The organism is Oceanisphaera psychrotolerans, from assembly GCF_001870485.1.
GTDB lineage: Bacteria > Pseudomonadota > Gammaproteobacteria > Enterobacterales > Aeromonadaceae > Oceanimonas > Oceanimonas psychrotolerans.
The window spans coordinates 44,647-58,700 of sequence record NZ_MDKE01000069.1; the positions used below are offsets into that span (position 1 = coordinate 44,647).

Genomic DNA, 14,054 nt, shown 5'->3' on the forward strand with positions numbered 1-14,054 from the left:
TCAGACGATAAATAAAAAAGGAGGCTCCGGCCTCCTTTTTTGTTGCTCTCTGCCGGGCTCAGTGGTGGCAGGGACGAGACATATCCTTTATTATCAAGGCCTTTCAAATTATTCAGTGTCTGCATCAAGCGGGCAAGTAACGAGGAATACATGGATCAGCTGGAAGACGTGATCGTCAAAGCACAGGCGGAGATCCAGGCTGCCGCCAACGCCGCCGAACTGGATGACATCCGGGTACATTATCTGGGCAAAAAGGGCTTCTTTACCGAACAGTCCAAGGCCCTGGGCAAGCTGTCTGCCGAAGAGCGCCCCGCCGCCGGTCAGGTTATCAACCAGGCCAAACAGGCTGTCAGCGATGCCATCAACAGTAAGCGCGAGGCGCTGCAGCTGGCCGAACTGAACCAGAAGCTGGCCAGTGAGACCCTGGATATTACCCTGCCGGGTCGCCGCCAGGCTGCCGGTGGTCTGCATCCGGTCAGCCGTACCATCAAGCGCATCGAATCCTTTTTCGGCGAGCTGGGCTTCCAGGTGGCTGAAGGTCCGGAAATCGAAGATGATTTCCATAATTTCGACGCCCTGAACATTCCGGCGCATCATCCGGCCCGCGCCGATCACGACACCTTCTACTTCAATCCCAAGCTGATGCTGCGCACCCAGACGTCCGGCGTGCAAATTCGCACCATGGAACAGCAGCAGCCACCGATCCGCATCATTTCACCGGGCCGGGTCTACCGTAACGACTACGATCAGACTCACACCCCGATGTTCCATCAGGTGGAAGGCCTGCTGGTCGACGAAAATGTCAGCTTCACCCAGCTGAAAGGGGTGCTGCACGATTTTCTGCACAACTTTTTCGAAGAAGATCTGCAAATCCGTTTCCGTCCTTCCTATTTCCCCTTTACCGAGCCCAGTGCCGAAGTGGATGTGATGGGCAAGAACGGTAAATGGCTGGAAGTACTGGGTTGCGGCATGGTGCATCCCAATGTACTGCGCTCCGTCGGCATCGATCCCGAGCGTTACAGTGGTTTCGCCTTCGGCATGGGTGTCGAGCGTCTCACCATGCTGCGTTATGGCGTGAACGACTTGCGCGCCTTCTTCGAAAATGATCTGCGTTTTCTCAAGCAATTCCGGTAAGCGGCAGGAGCAATAATGAAATTTTCAAAATCATGGCTGGATGAATGGGTCAATACCGGCCTTGGCGCCGAGGCTCTTGCCGAGCAAATCACCATGGCCGGGCTGGAAGTGGATGGCATCGAGCCGGTTGCCGGTGACTTCAGTCAGGTGGTCGTGGGCGAGGTGGTCGAATGCGGCCAGCACCCGGATGCGGACAAGCTGCGCGTCACCAAGATCAACGTCGGCGGTGACGAGCTGCTGGACATCGTCTGTGGCGCACCCAACTGCCGCCAGGGCCTGAAGGTGGCGGTGGCCGTGGTCGGCGCCGTGCTGCCCGGCGATTTCAAGATCAAGAAAGCCAAGCTGCGTGGTCAGCCGTCTCACGGCATGCTGTGCTCCTACGGCGAACTCGGCATCGAGCTGGACTCCAGTGGCATCATCGAATTGCCGGCCGATGCCCCTGTCGGTACCCCGGTACGCGAGTACCTGGCCCTGAACGATGTCATCATCGAAGTGGACCTGACCCCCAACCGCGCCGACTGCCTGAGCATGGCCGGCCTGGCCCGGGAAGTGGGTGTACTGAACCAGCAGGATGTGAACTGGCCCGAGATCCCGGCGGTCCCCGCCAGCATCGATGATCGGGTGAGCATCGAGCTGAAGGCCCCGGCGGCTTGCCCTCGTTACCTCGGCCGGGTGGTCAAAAACATCAACGTCCAGGCAAGCACCCCGCTGTGGATGCAGGAAAAACTGCGTCGCAGCGGTATCCGCAGTATCGACCCGGTGGTAGACATCACCAACTTCGTGCTGCTGGAATGGGGCCAGCCGATGCATGCCTTCGATCTGGCGACCCTGAACGGCGGCATTACCGTACGTATGGCGGAGCAGGGCGAAAAGCTGACCCTGCTCGACGGTGTTGAGGTCAGCCTGAACAGTGACACCTTGGTGATTGCCGACGAGAAACAGGCCGTGGCCATGGCCGGCATCTTCGGCGGCGAAGCCACTGGCGTGACCGAGACCACCCGCGACGTATTGCTGGAGTGTGCCTTCTTCAGCCCGCTGGCCATTACCGGTCGGGCGCGCAACTACGGCCTGCACACCGACTCTTCCCACCGCTTCGAGCGCGGCGTCGATTACCGCTTGCAGCACAAGGTAATGGAGCGGGCCACCGCGCTGTTGCTGGACATCTGTGGCGGCGAAGCGGCCCGGTAGTGGAAGCCGCAGCCGAGTCCGAGCTGCCCCAGGCCAACACCGTGACCCTGCGTCATGCCAAACTGAATCGTCTGATTGGCATCGACATCGAAGCCTCCCAGGTGACCGACATGCTGTCTCGTCTGGGCCTGGATGTGACCGTCACCGCCGACGGCTGGCAGGTCGTGGTGCCGAGCTACCGTTTCGACATCAGTATCGAAGAAGATCTGGTGGAAGAAGTGGCGCGCATCTACGGTTACAACAACATTCCCGATGTGGCCCCGGTGGCCGGCCTGACCATGTCTCGCCATCAGGAAGCCAAACTGCCCCTGAACCGGTTGAAAGACGCGCTGGTGGATCTGGGTTATCAGGAAGCCATTACCTACAGCTTCGTGGATCCCGTTCAGCAACAACGGCTGTTCCCGGACGCCGAGACCATGGTGCTGCCCAACCCCATCGCCGCCGACATGTCCGTGATGCGGGTGTCCCTGTGGCCGGGTCTGATCCAGGCGGCGGTCTACAACCAGAACCGCCAGCAATCACGGCTGCGCCTGTTCGAACAGGGGCTGACCTTTGTCCCGGACGCCAGTGCCGAAAACGGCGTGCGCCAGACCCCGGTTCTGGCCGGGCTGCTGCTGGGCCCGGTGGTGGACGAGCACTGGGACATGGCCGACAAGGGCGTGGACTTCTTCGATATCAAGGGCGATGTCGAAGCCCTGCTGGCCCTGAGTGCCCACGAGCTGAGCTTCTCCTTTGCCCGTACCGATATCGGTGCCCTGCATCCGGGGCAGTCTGCGGCACTGCTGCGCGACAACAAACAGGTTGGTCTGCTCGGCGCCGTGCATCCGAGTCTGCTGCGCAAGCTGGGTCTGAAGTCCCAGGCCTATGTGTTTGAAATCGAGCTGGCGGCCCTCACCGGACGCCGGGTGCCGGAAGCGGTGGAAGTGTCCCGTTTCCCGGCCAACCGCCGCGATCTGGCGCTGGTGGTCGATAATGAAGTTGCCGCCGGCGATATCCTTGATTTAGCTAGGAAAGTTGGCGGAGATCAATTGGTTGGATTAAACTTGTTCGATGTATACCAAGGGCAGGGAATTGCCGACGGCAAGAAGAGTCTCGCACTCGGCTTGGTGTTGCAGGATACCCACAGGACTTTGGAAGAGAAAGAGATTGCCGACACCGTGGCGCGTATTGTCTCGGCACTTTCTGACGAGTTTAGTGCTTCCTTGAGGGATTGAGCGTATGGCGTTAACCAAGGCCGACATTGCAGAGCATCTGTTCACCGAACTTGGCATGACCAAGCGTGATGCCAAAGACATGGTGGAAGCGTTTTTCGAAGAAATACGCTCGGCTCTGGAGCAGGGTGAACAGGTCAAGATTTCCGGTTTCGGTAATTTCGAGTTGCGCAACAAGGGTGAACGGCCCGGGCGCAACCCCAAAACCGGGGAAGATATTCCCATTTCGGCCCGCCGGGTCGTGACCTTTCGACCCGGCCAGAAGCTCAAGGCTAGGGTAGAAAACGTACCACAGCTCGACGATTCAGAATAAGACCCAAGCCAGGCCCAGTGCCTGGCTTTTTTATTTCTGATCAAGTATTTGTCTTTCTCCTGCCCCTGACGCTTTATACCTTTACTCATTAAGACTAAGGACGCATTGTCTGCGGGGTAGGGATACTGTTAGCCTAGGCTCAGTATCATCAGCCAAAGGGATGCGGACAGTGCGCAAAGGAAATATCGTCATTCTCACCGGCGCCGGCATCTCGGCCGAGTCGGGGATCAGAACCTTCAGGGCCAGCGATGGTTTGTGGGAAGAGCATCATATCGAAGATGTGGCTACCCCCGAAGGCTACCAGAGAGACCCGGAGCTGGTGCATCGTTTTTACAACGCCCGCAGACACCTGTTGCAAACCGTGACCCCCAACGCCGCTCACCTGGCTCTGGCCCGGCTGGAAGCGGAATGGCCGGAGCAGGTCACGGTGGTGACGCAAAATATCGATGACCTGCATGAACGGGCTGGCAGCCAGAATGTGCTGCATATGCACGGCGAACTGCTCAAGGCCCGTTGCCCGCATTCCAATCAGACCGTTGACTGGACCGGTCAGCTGCATGTCACGGATTTGTGTCATTGCTGCCAGTTTCCCGAGCCGCTCCGGCCTCATGTGGTGTGGTTTGGTGAAATGCCACTGCAGCTGGATCGTATCTACCAGGCTCTGAGCGAGGCCAGCCTGTTTATCGCCATCGGCACCTCCGGCAACGTTTATCCCGCCGCCGGCCTGGTGCATGAAGCGGCCATGCATAACGCCCACACCATAGAAATCAATCTGGAGCCGAGCCAGGTCAACAACCATTTCGACGAGCACCGTTACGGCCAGGCCACCGTGAAAGTCGTCGATTATGTCGACGAGCTGCTCGGCGGCCGCAGGTAACCGATTCTGATCAACATCTTTATCCCGCATTAAAAAGCCCGCTGTCAGCGGGCTGTCATGATTAGCGGGAGCGAAGTTTTACCCAGTACTCTTCGTAGATGGCCAGGGTTTCATCCCCCAGATCATCCTGGAAGTGCCCCTTGCCGACCACCTCGGAGGAGGGGAACAGCACCGGGCTGGTGGCCACTTCGGCCGGCAGCAAGGGCTTGGCGCCCTTGTTCGGCACCGCAATGCCGAGCTCCTGAATGATCTGGGCCGCAATCTCCGGACGCATCAGAAAATCCAGAAACTGGTGGGCGGCGTCCACCGACCTGGCGTCGGCGGGAATGGCCGCGCTGTCTACCCAGAAGATGGCGCCTTCTTCCGGGTACACGTATTCCAGGGCAATGCCGTCCTGCTGGGTCTTGTAAGCCTGATCGCTCCACAGCAGCCCCAGCGAGGTTTCCCCGGTCACATAGGGCATACGCGGATTGTCGGAGTTATACAGCAGTACGTTGTCTTGCAGCGGCACCAGCTTTTGATAGGCGGCCTCGATTTCGGCCGGCTCCCGGCTGTTGGCGGAATAGCCCAGGGTCAGCAGCGCCATCTGAAAACTTTCGCGAATATCGTCGGTCAGCATCAGCTGTCCTTGCCAGCGGCTGTCCCACAAGTCCTGCCAGGACTTCACCTCGGCATCGGCCAGATCGTCCCGGTTCACGGCGATGGCGGTACTGCCGAAGGCGTAGGGCATGCTGTAGCGGTTGCCCGGATCGAAGTCCTTGTCCAGCATGCTGTCGTCAAGCTGACTGAAGTGCGGCAGCTTGTTCTTGTCGAGTGGTTGCAGCATGCCTTCGCGCGCCATCTTGCTCAGCATGTAGCTGGACGGAAAAATCAGATCGTAGCTTTCGCTCGCCTTGCTGGTCTGCAACAGCTTGAGCTTGGCATAAAGCGCCTCATTCGAGTCGAAGCTGGCGTAATCCACCTTGACGCCGGTTTCTTCGGTGAAAGCCTGCAGCACATCGTCGGGCAGGTATTCGGCCCAGGCATAGACAGAGAGACGATCCTGCGCGTGTGCGATCGCGGGCAAGGTGGCGGCCACAACCAGGGCCAGGGGACGGAACCAGAATTTCATGTCAGCGTTTCTTCCTTAACAGCAGTTGAGAGATCACCACCAGCGCCAGCGATACCGCCAGCATGATGGTGGCCAGGGCGTTCACCTCGGGGGAGACCCCCACCTTGACCATGGAGTAGATTTTCAGCGGCAGAATTTCATAACTCGGACCGGTGACAAAAGAACTGACGATCACATCGTCCAGCGACAGGGTAAAGCTCAGCAACCAGCCGGCGGCAATGGCGGGCCCGGCCAGCGGCAGGATGATCTTGCGAAAGATCACCGCCTCGCCGGCCCCCAAATCCCGGGCCGCTTCCAGCATGCGCACATCAAAGCCCTTGAACCGCGAATAGACGGTGATCACCACGAAGGGCAGGCAAAAGGTGATGTGGGCAAACAGCAGCGACCAGAAGCCAAGTGAAATGCCCAGCACCACAAACAGCGCCAGCAAAGAGATGGCCATCACGATGTCCGGCGACATCATTACCACAAACAGCATGCCGCCGACGAAGCCCTTGCCGCGGAAGCGGTAGCGATACAGGGCCACCGCCGCCAGGGTACCGATCAGCGCCGCCGCACTGGCCGACACCAGGGCGATGGTCACCGAGTGCCGGGCGGCTTCCATCAGGCTGGCGTTGCCGGCCAGGCGGCTGAACCAGTCGAGGGTGAACCCTTCCCAGCGAATACCGTAGCGGGAGCGGTTGAAGGCGTTGGCAATCAATACGCCAATCGGAATATACAGATAGGCGAACACCAGCAGCAAGACGCCGCCCTTGAGCCAGTTAATCATCGATCGACACCTTCCTGTTCAGCATCTTTGCCGCCCGGTAATACAGATACATCATTCCCGCCATCAATACCGTCAGGGTCACACTGGTGGCGGCACCGAAAGGCCAGTCCCGGATGTTGAGGAACTGGGTCTTGATGATGTTGCCGATCAGCAGGTTTTTGGCCCCGCCCAGCAGGTCCGAGACATAAAACATGCCCAGCGCCGGCAGAAACACCAGCAGGCAACCGGCCACGATGCCCGGCAGGGTCAGCGGCAGTATGATCCGGAAAAAGCGGGCCGGGGCACCGGCGCCCAGATCCCGGGCCGCCTCCAGCAGCCGGCCGTCGAGCTTGTCGATGGCGGAGTACAGGGGTAGCACCATGAAGGGCAGCAGTATGTAGACCAGGCCGATGATCACCGCCACCTCGGTAAACATGATGCGCAGCGGTTGCTCAATCAGCCCCACACTCAACAGCAGGGTGTTGAGCAGGCCCTTGGTGCCCAGTACGACCTTGAGTGCATAGGTGCGGATCAGCGAGTTGGTCCAGAACGGCACTATCACCAGAAACAGCATCAGCGGCCGGACGCGGGCCGGCAGTCTGGCGATGATAAAGGCGAACGGATAGCCCACGATCAGACACAGCAGGGTGGCGAGGCCGGCCATCAGCAGCGAATGTCCCAGCACCTTCACATACAGCGGATCCAGCAGCCGGCCATAGCTGTCCAGGCTGAACACCAGGCTTATCAGGCTGCTGTGATCCCGGGTCATGAAGCTGGTCATGATGATCATCAGGTTGGGCAGAAACACGAATAACAGCAGCCAGCTGACGATCAGCGTGATCGCGAGATTTCTGAAACCATTGGCTCGCCAGCCGTTGGTGCCAGGCGCCCTGGCTGGCACATTATCCGGGTGCAGGCGGTCAGTGTGGTTCATGGGGCAATACCACTTCCCAGTTGTCTACCCAGCTGAGGCTGACCTGTTCACCCAGGCGATAATCGAAGTCCGGATCGTCTTCGTCGAAGAACTCGGCGATCAGGATTTGCCGGCCCGATGGCAGCTCTACCCGGGATTCAAGCGTAGCTCCCTTGTACAGTCGCTCGATGATGCGCCCCGGCACACCGGTATTCTCGGCGTCGGTGATCCCGGCAGGGATCACCGCCATGCGCACATCTTCCGGGCGCAACAGCACACACACCCTGTCGCCGGCGCTGAACGCCTGCTGGCTATGCACCACGCACTCCCTGCCTTCCACCCGGGCATGCCAGGCACCGGGGCGATCATCGGCCGGTGTCAGCAGCTCGCCGTCCATGATGTTGATTTCGCCAATAAAGCGCGCCACAAACAGGTTGGCAGGCGACTCGTAGATTTCGCGCGGGGTACCGTCCTGCACCACCTTGCCGCCCTGCATCACCACAATACGATCGGACATGGACAGGGCTTCTTCCTGATCGTGGGTCACGAACACGAAGGTAATGCCGAGCCGGCGCTGCAGTTGCTTGAGCTCGCTCTGCATCTGCTTGCGCAGCTTGTAGTCGAGGGCACTGAGCGACTCGTCGAGCAGCAGCACCCTGGGGCGGTTGACCACGGCCCGGGCGATGGCCACCCGCTGTTGCTGGCCACCGGAAAGCTGATGCGGATAGCGGCTGGCCATCTGCTCCAGCTGCACCATCGTCAGCGCCTCCATCACCCGTGGGCGGATCTCCGCCATCGGCAACTTCTGCATGCGCAGACCAAAGGCCACGTTGTCGAACAGCGTCATGTGGGGGAAGAGGGCGTAACTCTGAAACACGGTGTTCACGTGCCGGTGCTCGGCCGGCACCCGGGTCATGTCGGCATCGGCCAGGGTAATGCGGCCGCTGTCCGCCTGCTCCAGCCCGGCAATCAGTCGCAGCACCGTGGTTTTACCACAGCCCGAGGGACCAAGAAGTGTGAGGAATTCGCCGTCATAAATGGATAAATCCAGGTTGTCTATGATAGCTTTGCCGTCAAATGTTTTACTGACACCCGTCAGAGAGACCAGGGGAATAGTGTGTTCCGCCATGTACCCTTATACACCTCGATGAAAACGCGCTGCGTTTTTCCGTCAAAAAGAGCGGCATTCTAGACCCGGGCCATGGCAACTCAAAACGAATATTTATGCTCGAGCCGAACACTTTTACTGTTTAATCACTCGCGAACAAGGGTTTGAATTCCCTTGCGCCAATAATGGCTTAGCGTTACTGCCTCGGCTCCCTTCCTCCGTTATAATGGCACCACTTCAAGCAAGAGACCGAATTATGAATGAACCACGATTTGCCCGGCTGCAACAATCGCTGGAGCAGGGCTTTACACTGTCTCCCAAGGCTGTTTTTCAGGAGGCCTGGCAACGTATTCAGGGTGCCAAGATGCCGATATTGCTGGCCACCATCGGTGTGGTCGGCTGCTGGTTGCTGCTGAATCAGCTGTTGATGACGGTGAGCGGCGAAGGCGAGGAAGCGTCATGGAATACCACCCTGCTGGGCTTGCTGATCTCCATGGTGATGGCTCCCATGAGTGGCGGCCTGGACATGATGGGCGTCCACCGGGCGGTGGACAGGCCCATTCGCCCCAATCAGATCTTCGACTACTTCCGCTATCTGCTGCCCCTGGCCCTGACCAGCATGCTCATGGGCATCATCAGCAGCCTGTTTCTGCCCCTGGGTCAGTCTCTGGGGCTCCCGCCCATGTTGTCGATGTTACCGACGCTGGTGATGAGCGTGGCTCTGATGTTCACCTTTCCGCTGATCCTGGAAAAAGGACTGACCCCGGTACAGGCCATTATCACCTCGCTGCGGCTCTTTGCCCGCCAGTGGCTGGCCCTGTTGTCTGTCCATCTGCTGATGGTGGTGCTGTTCATGGGCGCCGTGTTGACCTTCGGCATCGGCCTGGTCTGGGTGGCGCCACTCTATATCGTGGTAAAGGGCATTCTCTATCGCGAAGCCTGCGGTGTTGAAGGCATACCGGACCACCAGCAAAACCCGACTTTCCCTTCTCCCGAGTCTCCCAAGGATCGTTTCGACGCATGAAGACTTCTCTGATCATTGCCATGCTGGTGCTGACCGCTACCACGGTCCAGGCCACCCCGCTGATGCTCGGTTACAGTGCTTTTTACAAGCACATGGCCAAGGTGGAAAAGGCCAAGGTCGAGCAGGCGGAGCTGGGATTTTACCTGAGCCGTACCGACGGCGAGGGGGTTTGCACCATCGAGTCCGGCACCGTGCGGGTGGATGATATGCCGCGAGGGCAGGTCGTCGTTTTGCCTCACGGCCAGTTTGTGCTGCCCTATGATAAACAGCTGGATCTGGACAAGGCGGTGGTCGAGCTGGAAGTAGACCACCCCGAGCAATGTGACATTGCCGTTCAGATCCAGGCAAACCTGGCCGCCGGCGAGACGTCCATGGCACAACTACGCCTGGTGCAGCACGAGATGCACACCCTGCTGCAGAAAATGGCCGGCTGGCCGGGTAAATACTTTGTACCCGAGCTGAAGGGAGTACAGCTGCGTCCGGCCGAGCCGGGACAACAGCTGAACGGAGCAGAGCAACTGAAGCTGAGTGGGGCCGAACTGGCTGGCGAGCGTACCCTGTCACTGCCGGCGGTACGAATCACTCCCTGGTTCTGAACCGTGAGGCGTCATACGTGATGGACGGTGTTGAACCAGATAATCACGTAGAATAAGCCAAATATACAGCGTAAAATGCTGGAGTGAAAAGTATTTGCTCGGGGTAAATCGATACCAGGCAGTATAAAATACTGCCTGGTGTCATCAACAAACCATGACCATCAAAAAAGGCGCCGCGGCGCCTTTTTGTTATTTCACTTCGATGATATCCAGCCGCTCGCCCAATGCCGGGCCGGCGTCTTCCTCATCTTCATCGATGAAGCGCGGCGCCACCTCCGGCTTGTCGAAGCCGATATCGCCGCCGTCAATCACGCCCGAGTCGCTGTTGATGCTCTTGAAATCGAACTGCTGATGATCCAGTAGGTGAGAAGGCACCAGATTCTGCAGCGAGCGGAACATACTTTCGATACGGCCGGGGAAGCGTTTGTCCCAGTCTTGCAGCATGTTCTTGATGGCCTGCCGTTGCAGGTTTTCCTGGGAGCCGCACAGGTTGCAGGGAATGATTGGAAACTTGCGTGCCTCGGCAAAACGCACCAGATCCTTTTCCTTGCAGTAAGCCAGCGGACGGATCACCACATGTTTGCCGTTGTCGCTGACCAGCTTGGGCGGCATCGACTTCATGGTGCCGCCATAGAACATGTTCAGCAACAGAGTTTCGAGAATGTCGTCTCTGTGGTGGCCCAGGGCGATTTTGGTGGCGCCAAGCTCGGTGGCGGTGCGGTACAGAATACCCCGGCGCAGGCGGGAGCACAGCGAGCAGGTGGTTTTTCCTTCCGGTACCTTGTCCATCACGATGGAATAGGTGTCTTCTTCCACTATCTTGTATTCCACGCCCAGCTGATCCAGGTAGGCGGGCAGCACATGCTCGGGGAAACCCGGTTGTTTCTGATCCAGATTCACCGCGATAATATCGAAGTTGATCGGCGCATGAGCCTTGAGATTGAGCAGAATATCGAGCATGGCATAGCTGTCTTTTCCGCCGGACAGGCACACCATGACCCGATCGCCGTCTTCAATCATGTTGAAGTCGGCAATGGCTTCGCCCACGTGGCGGCGCAACCGCTTGTGCAGCTTGTTGAAGTTATATACTTGCTTGGCAGTTTGAACAGACGAGTCTTGTTCGGAAATGGCTTGTTCGGACATGGTAACCCCGGCAAAAAAACTGGGGCTATTATAGTGACTGGCGCCCCGAGGGCAAGGCGCCAGTCGGGGATCAGACGTCGGGGCGCAACACCAGCACGTCACAGTGGAGTTTGTCGATCACGTATTCGGCGGTGTTGCCAAGCAGGGCCGCAGACAGCCCGGTACGACCGACCGAGCCCAGGATCACCAGGCTGGCGTTGATATCGTCCGCACAGCGGGGGATCACTTCTTCCGCCAATCCTTCGTCCAGATGCAGCGAGCTGGACTCCAGATCAAAGCGCACTGCATATTCATACAGGGCGCGCTCATGATGCTTTTTCACCGCCGCATTGTAGGCATGGGGATCGAAGTCGGGCAGCTCCAGCGCCATGTTCACCGGCGTGATGGGATAGGCATTTACCAGATGCAGGGTCGCCGACAGCAAGCGGGCGACTTCGGCACTTTCGTGAATGATCCTGTTGTTCAGCGCTTCCTGCGCCTTGTCGTCGCTGCAGCAGTTGACGGCCGCCAGGACGTTGCCCCCCATGGGCCAGTCCTGTTCCTTGACCAGCAACACCGGACAGGGACACTTGCGCAACAGATGCCAGTCGGTAGGGGTAAAGATAAACGACTGGATCAGCGCATGCTTGTGGGTGCTCTTCACCACCAGATCGTGATGGCCTGTCTGCACCTGCTGGATGATGGCCTCGAACGGCCGGCTGTGCCATACCACCTTGAGTTCGAAACGGATCTTACTGTCGGCATAGGGCCTCAGCAGGGTTTTCAACCATTCTTCCCGGCCCTGGAGTACACCTTCACGCATTTCGTCGCGCTCGTCGCTGGACAGCATGGAGGTCATTTCATAGGAAAAGTCGTAGATGGGCAGAAACAGGGTGACGATGGCGTCTTCTTCGAGGGCGGCGACGGAAACAGCCCGGTGCAGCGCCGCCTGAACCTCGGCTACAGGATCAACCACCACCAGAATATGTTGATATTTAATCATAACGAGTCCCTTCTATAGGAGTGAAACTCAGGTCGGGGTCGGTGAGCCGGCCAATTGGGCCAGCTCCGGCAGATCCAGAATCCGGATATACTTTCCCTCCACCTCGATCAGGTGGTTTTTCTGAAAACGGCCCAGCAGACGACTGACGGTTTCGACGGTGAGTCCCAGGTAGTTGCCGATATCACCCCGGGTCATGGTCAGGCGAAACTCGCGGGCAGAAAAACCCCGTTGTGAAAAGCGCGTCGACAGGCCGTGCAAAAAGGCGGCCAGACGCTCTTCGGCGGTTTTCTTGGAAAGTAACAGGATCATCTGTTGATCGCCGTTGATTTCGTTGCTCATCAGTCGCATGATTTGCTGCCGCAGGCGGGGCAGTTTGCCGGACAGTTCATCCAGCACCTCGTAGGGGATCTCGCACACCATGGCGGTTTCAAGCGCCTGGGCAAAAGAGGGGTGATTACCGTTATTGATGGCGTCGAAGCCGATAAGATCGCCGGCCAGATGAAAGGCGGTGATCTGTTCATCGCCCTGCTCGGTAATGGTATAAGACTTGATCGAGCCGGCGCGAATGGCATACAGCGCCTGCAGAGGGTCGCCGGCCTTGAACAGCTCCTGTCCTTTCTGAATCGGCTTCTTGCGCTCGATGATATTATCCAGCTCATCCAGCTCGTCGGAATTGAGTCCGAGTGGGATACATAACTGACTGATGCTGCAATCCTGACAGTGGATAGCACAACCGCTGGTAGCTGTTTTCATTGTTCTGTTCTGATTTTCCATGGCTCAACACTGTTGTGGTATCACCGTTCAATCATAGCACCAATGCCAGGGCCTTAATAGCGTGTTAAAGCAGCGAAAAAGCCTGAAACAGAGTGAACAAACCATAAAAAATCAACAAGATACCGGAAAGCTGTCGAAAGCCGGGGTGGTTGAGCCAGTGCCGTAACTGACCGGCCAGCCCGCCCAGCGCCAGCAGCGTGGGGAGGGTACCCAGACCGAACAAGGCCATCACCCGGGCGCCTTCCAGGGCGCCACCCGACACCGCGCTCCAGGTCAGCGCCGAGTACACCAGCCCGCAAGGCAGCCAGCCCCAGACCATGCCGAAGGGCAGGGCCGCCATGGGGTGCTTGAACGGGATGAAGCGCCCGGCCAGGGGCTTGAGATGACGCCAGAGGCCATTGCCGAGCTTTTCCAGTTTCAGTAATACAAACCACCAGCGCGCCAGATACAAGCCGAGCAATATGGTCATCACGCCGGCCAGCAATCGCAACCACACCAGCCCCTGCTTGCCCAGGCTGACATCGGCCAGACTGGCGAACACGCCACCGACCAGGCGCCGGCCAGGCCGTAGCTGAGGATACGACCGGCGTTATAGCTGAGCAGATACAGCCATTGCCAGCGGCGCTGAGTGGCCGGAACGGCCATGGAAAAGGCGGCGGCCACCCCGCCACACATGGCGATGCAATGGCCGGCACCCAGCAGGCCAATCAGCAACGCCGCCCAGGCATCAAGCTGAGTGGTCATGCGGGTCCTTGTCGTGGTCGCGCTGGGCCTGGCGATGGGCATCCTTGTCATCATCAAACAGGATATTGTTGCCCTGCCGGTCCAGGTCTTCGAACTGATCGCTTCTTACCGACCAGAAAAACACGACGATGGCGATAGCCGCAAAGACCATGGCAATGGGGATCATCAGGTACCAGATTTCGATATCG

13 protein-coding genes and 2 pseudogenes are annotated in these 14,054 nt (G+C 58.5%); 6 read left to right on the forward strand and 9 right to left on the reverse strand.

The annotated features are described in order from the left end of the window. Positions 1 to 150 precede the first annotated feature (150 nt). The 4 genes and pseudogenes from pheS to cobB all read left to right on the forward strand — a co-directional run bounded on the left by pheS (position 151) and on the right by cobB (position 4,723). Complete coding sequence (pheS, locus tag BFR47_RS16485) at positions 151 to 1,134, forward strand: phenylalanine--tRNA ligase subunit alpha (RefSeq protein WP_071474080.1); 984 nt, start codon at positions 151 to 153, stop codon at positions 1,132 to 1,134. Between the two features lie 15 nt (positions 1,135 to 1,149). Then, a pseudogene (gene pheT / locus BFR47_RS16490) lies at positions 1,150 to 3,536 on the forward strand (phenylalanine--tRNA ligase subunit beta). Between the two features lie 4 nt (positions 3,537 to 3,540). Beyond that, the gene (locus BFR47_RS16495; RefSeq protein ID WP_071474081.1) at positions 3,541 to 3,846 is read left to right on the forward strand and encodes an integration host factor subunit alpha; all 306 of its coding nucleotides are present in this window, start codon (positions 3,541 to 3,543) and stop codon (positions 3,844 to 3,846) included. A gap of 160 nt (positions 3,847 to 4,006) precedes the next feature. Continuing rightward, positions 4,007 to 4,723: a Sir2 family NAD+-dependent deacetylase gene (cobB, locus tag BFR47_RS16500; RefSeq protein WP_071474082.1), complete on the forward strand. Its 717-nt coding sequence runs from the start codon at positions 4,007 to 4,009 to the stop codon at positions 4,721 to 4,723. A 61-nt stretch (positions 4,724 to 4,784) separates the two neighbouring features. On the opposite strand, the gene BFR47_RS16505 is transcribed toward cobB, so the two are convergent. Genes BFR47_RS16505 through potA form a run of 4 tightly spaced genes read right to left on the reverse strand, consistent with a single transcriptional unit; the run spans position 4,785 to position 8,624 of the window. Continuing rightward, a complete protein-coding gene (locus BFR47_RS16505; RefSeq protein WP_071474083.1) occupies positions 4,785 to 5,834 on the reverse strand; it encodes an extracellular solute-binding protein in 1,050 nt (349 codons plus the stop codon). Position 5,835: 1 nt separating this feature from the next. Then, entirely contained in the window at positions 5,836 to 6,603 is a 768-nt protein-coding gene (potC, locus tag BFR47_RS16510) for a spermidine/putrescine ABC transporter permease PotC (protein ID WP_071474084.1), read from the reverse strand. Then, entirely contained in the window at positions 6,596 to 7,516 is a 921-nt protein-coding gene (gene potB, locus BFR47_RS16515) for a spermidine/putrescine ABC transporter permease PotB (RefSeq protein WP_083399196.1), read from the reverse strand. The genes potC and potB overlap by 8 nt, the downstream gene beginning before the upstream one ends. Beyond that, the gene (gene potA / locus BFR47_RS16520) at positions 7,503 to 8,624 is read right to left on the reverse strand and encodes a spermidine/putrescine ABC transporter ATP-binding protein PotA (RefSeq protein ID WP_071474085.1); all 1,122 of its coding nucleotides are present in this window, start codon (positions 8,622 to 8,624) and stop codon (positions 7,503 to 7,505) included. The genes potB and potA overlap by 14 nt, the downstream gene beginning before the upstream one ends. A gap of 235 nt (positions 8,625 to 8,859) precedes the next feature. Here potA and BFR47_RS16525 point away from each other — a divergent pair, with 235 nt between their 5' ends. Beyond that, entirely contained in the window at positions 8,860 to 9,627 is a 768-nt protein-coding gene (locus BFR47_RS16525) for a DUF2189 domain-containing protein (protein ID WP_071474086.1), read from the forward strand. Beyond that, a complete protein-coding gene (locus BFR47_RS16530; RefSeq protein ID WP_071474087.1) occupies positions 9,624 to 10,223 on the forward strand; it encodes a DUF2987 domain-containing protein in 600 nt (199 codons plus the stop codon). Before BFR47_RS16525 ends, BFR47_RS16530 begins: the two co-directional genes overlap by 4 nt. Before the next feature lie 189 nt (positions 10,224 to 10,412). Here the strand turns inward: BFR47_RS16530 and ttcA are convergent, their stop codons facing one another. The 5 genes and pseudogenes from ttcA to ccoS form a co-directional block, all read right to left on the reverse strand. Continuing rightward, positions 10,413 to 11,366, reverse strand: coding sequence for a tRNA 2-thiocytidine(32) synthetase TtcA (ttcA, locus tag BFR47_RS16535; RefSeq protein ID WP_071474088.1), 954 nt, complete (start codon positions 11,364 to 11,366; stop codon positions 10,413 to 10,415). A 70-nt stretch (positions 11,367 to 11,436) separates the two neighbouring features. Next, entirely contained in the window at positions 11,437 to 12,348 is a 912-nt protein-coding gene (uspE, locus tag BFR47_RS16540) for a universal stress protein UspE (RefSeq protein WP_071474089.1), read from the reverse strand. A gap of 27 nt (positions 12,349 to 12,375) precedes the next feature. After that, positions 12,376 to 13,122, reverse strand: a complete 747-nt coding sequence (locus BFR47_RS16545; protein ID WP_071474090.1) for an FNR family transcription factor — start codon at positions 13,120 to 13,122, stop codon at positions 12,376 to 12,378. Positions 13,123 to 13,186: 64 nt separating this feature from the next. Then, positions 13,187 to 13,866: pseudogene (locus tag BFR47_RS16550) on the reverse strand (sulfite exporter TauE/SafE family protein). Continuing rightward, positions 13,850 to 14,050: a cbb3-type cytochrome oxidase assembly protein CcoS gene (gene ccoS, locus BFR47_RS16555; protein WP_071474143.1), complete on the reverse strand. Its 201-nt coding sequence runs from the start codon at positions 14,048 to 14,050 to the stop codon at positions 13,850 to 13,852. Before ccoS ends, BFR47_RS16550 begins: the two are co-directional and overlap by 17 nt. Positions 14,051 to 14,054: the final 4 nt, after the last annotated feature.

What these genes read in the sequence shown, in the direction of transcription:
- pheS (WP_071474080.1), top strand. Translation starts at nt 151, where the DNA reads ATGGATCAGCTGGAAGACGTGATCGTCAAAGCACAGGCGGAGATCCAG.
- BFR47_RS16495 (WP_071474081.1), top strand. Translation starts at nt 3,541, where the DNA reads ATGGCGTTAACCAAGGCCGACATTGCAGAGCATCTGTTCACCGAACTT.
- cobB (WP_071474082.1), top strand. Translation starts at nt 4,007, where the DNA reads ATGCGGACAGTGCGCAAAGGAAATATCGTCATTCTCACCGGCGCCGGC.
- BFR47_RS16505 (WP_071474083.1), bottom strand. Translation starts at nt 5,834, where the DNA reads ATGAAATTCTGGTTCCGTCCCCTGGCCCTGGTTGTGGCCGCCACCTTG.
- potC (WP_071474084.1), bottom strand. Translation starts at nt 6,603, where the DNA reads ATGATTAACTGGCTCAAGGGCGGCGTCTTGCTGCTGGTGTTCGCCTAT.
- potB (WP_083399196.1), bottom strand. Translation starts at nt 7,516, where the DNA reads ATGAACCACACTGACCGCCTGCACCCGGATAATGTGCCAGCCAGGGCG.
- potA (WP_071474085.1), bottom strand. Translation starts at nt 8,624, where the DNA reads ATGGCGGAACACACTATTCCCCTGGTCTCTCTGACGGGTGTCAGTAAA.
- BFR47_RS16525 (WP_071474086.1), top strand. Translation starts at nt 8,860, where the DNA reads ATGAATGAACCACGATTTGCCCGGCTGCAACAATCGCTGGAGCAGGGC.
- BFR47_RS16530 (WP_071474087.1), top strand. Translation starts at nt 9,624, where the DNA reads ATGAAGACTTCTCTGATCATTGCCATGCTGGTGCTGACCGCTACCACG.
- ttcA (WP_071474088.1), bottom strand. Translation starts at nt 11,366, where the DNA reads ATGTCCGAACAAGCCATTTCCGAACAAGACTCGTCTGTTCAAACTGCC.
- uspE (WP_071474089.1), bottom strand. Translation starts at nt 12,348, where the DNA reads ATGATTAAATATCAACATATTCTGGTGGTGGTTGATCCTGTAGCCGAG.
- BFR47_RS16545 (WP_071474090.1), bottom strand. Translation starts at nt 13,122, where the DNA reads ATGGAAAATCAGAACAGAACAATGAAAACAGCTACCAGCGGTTGTGCT.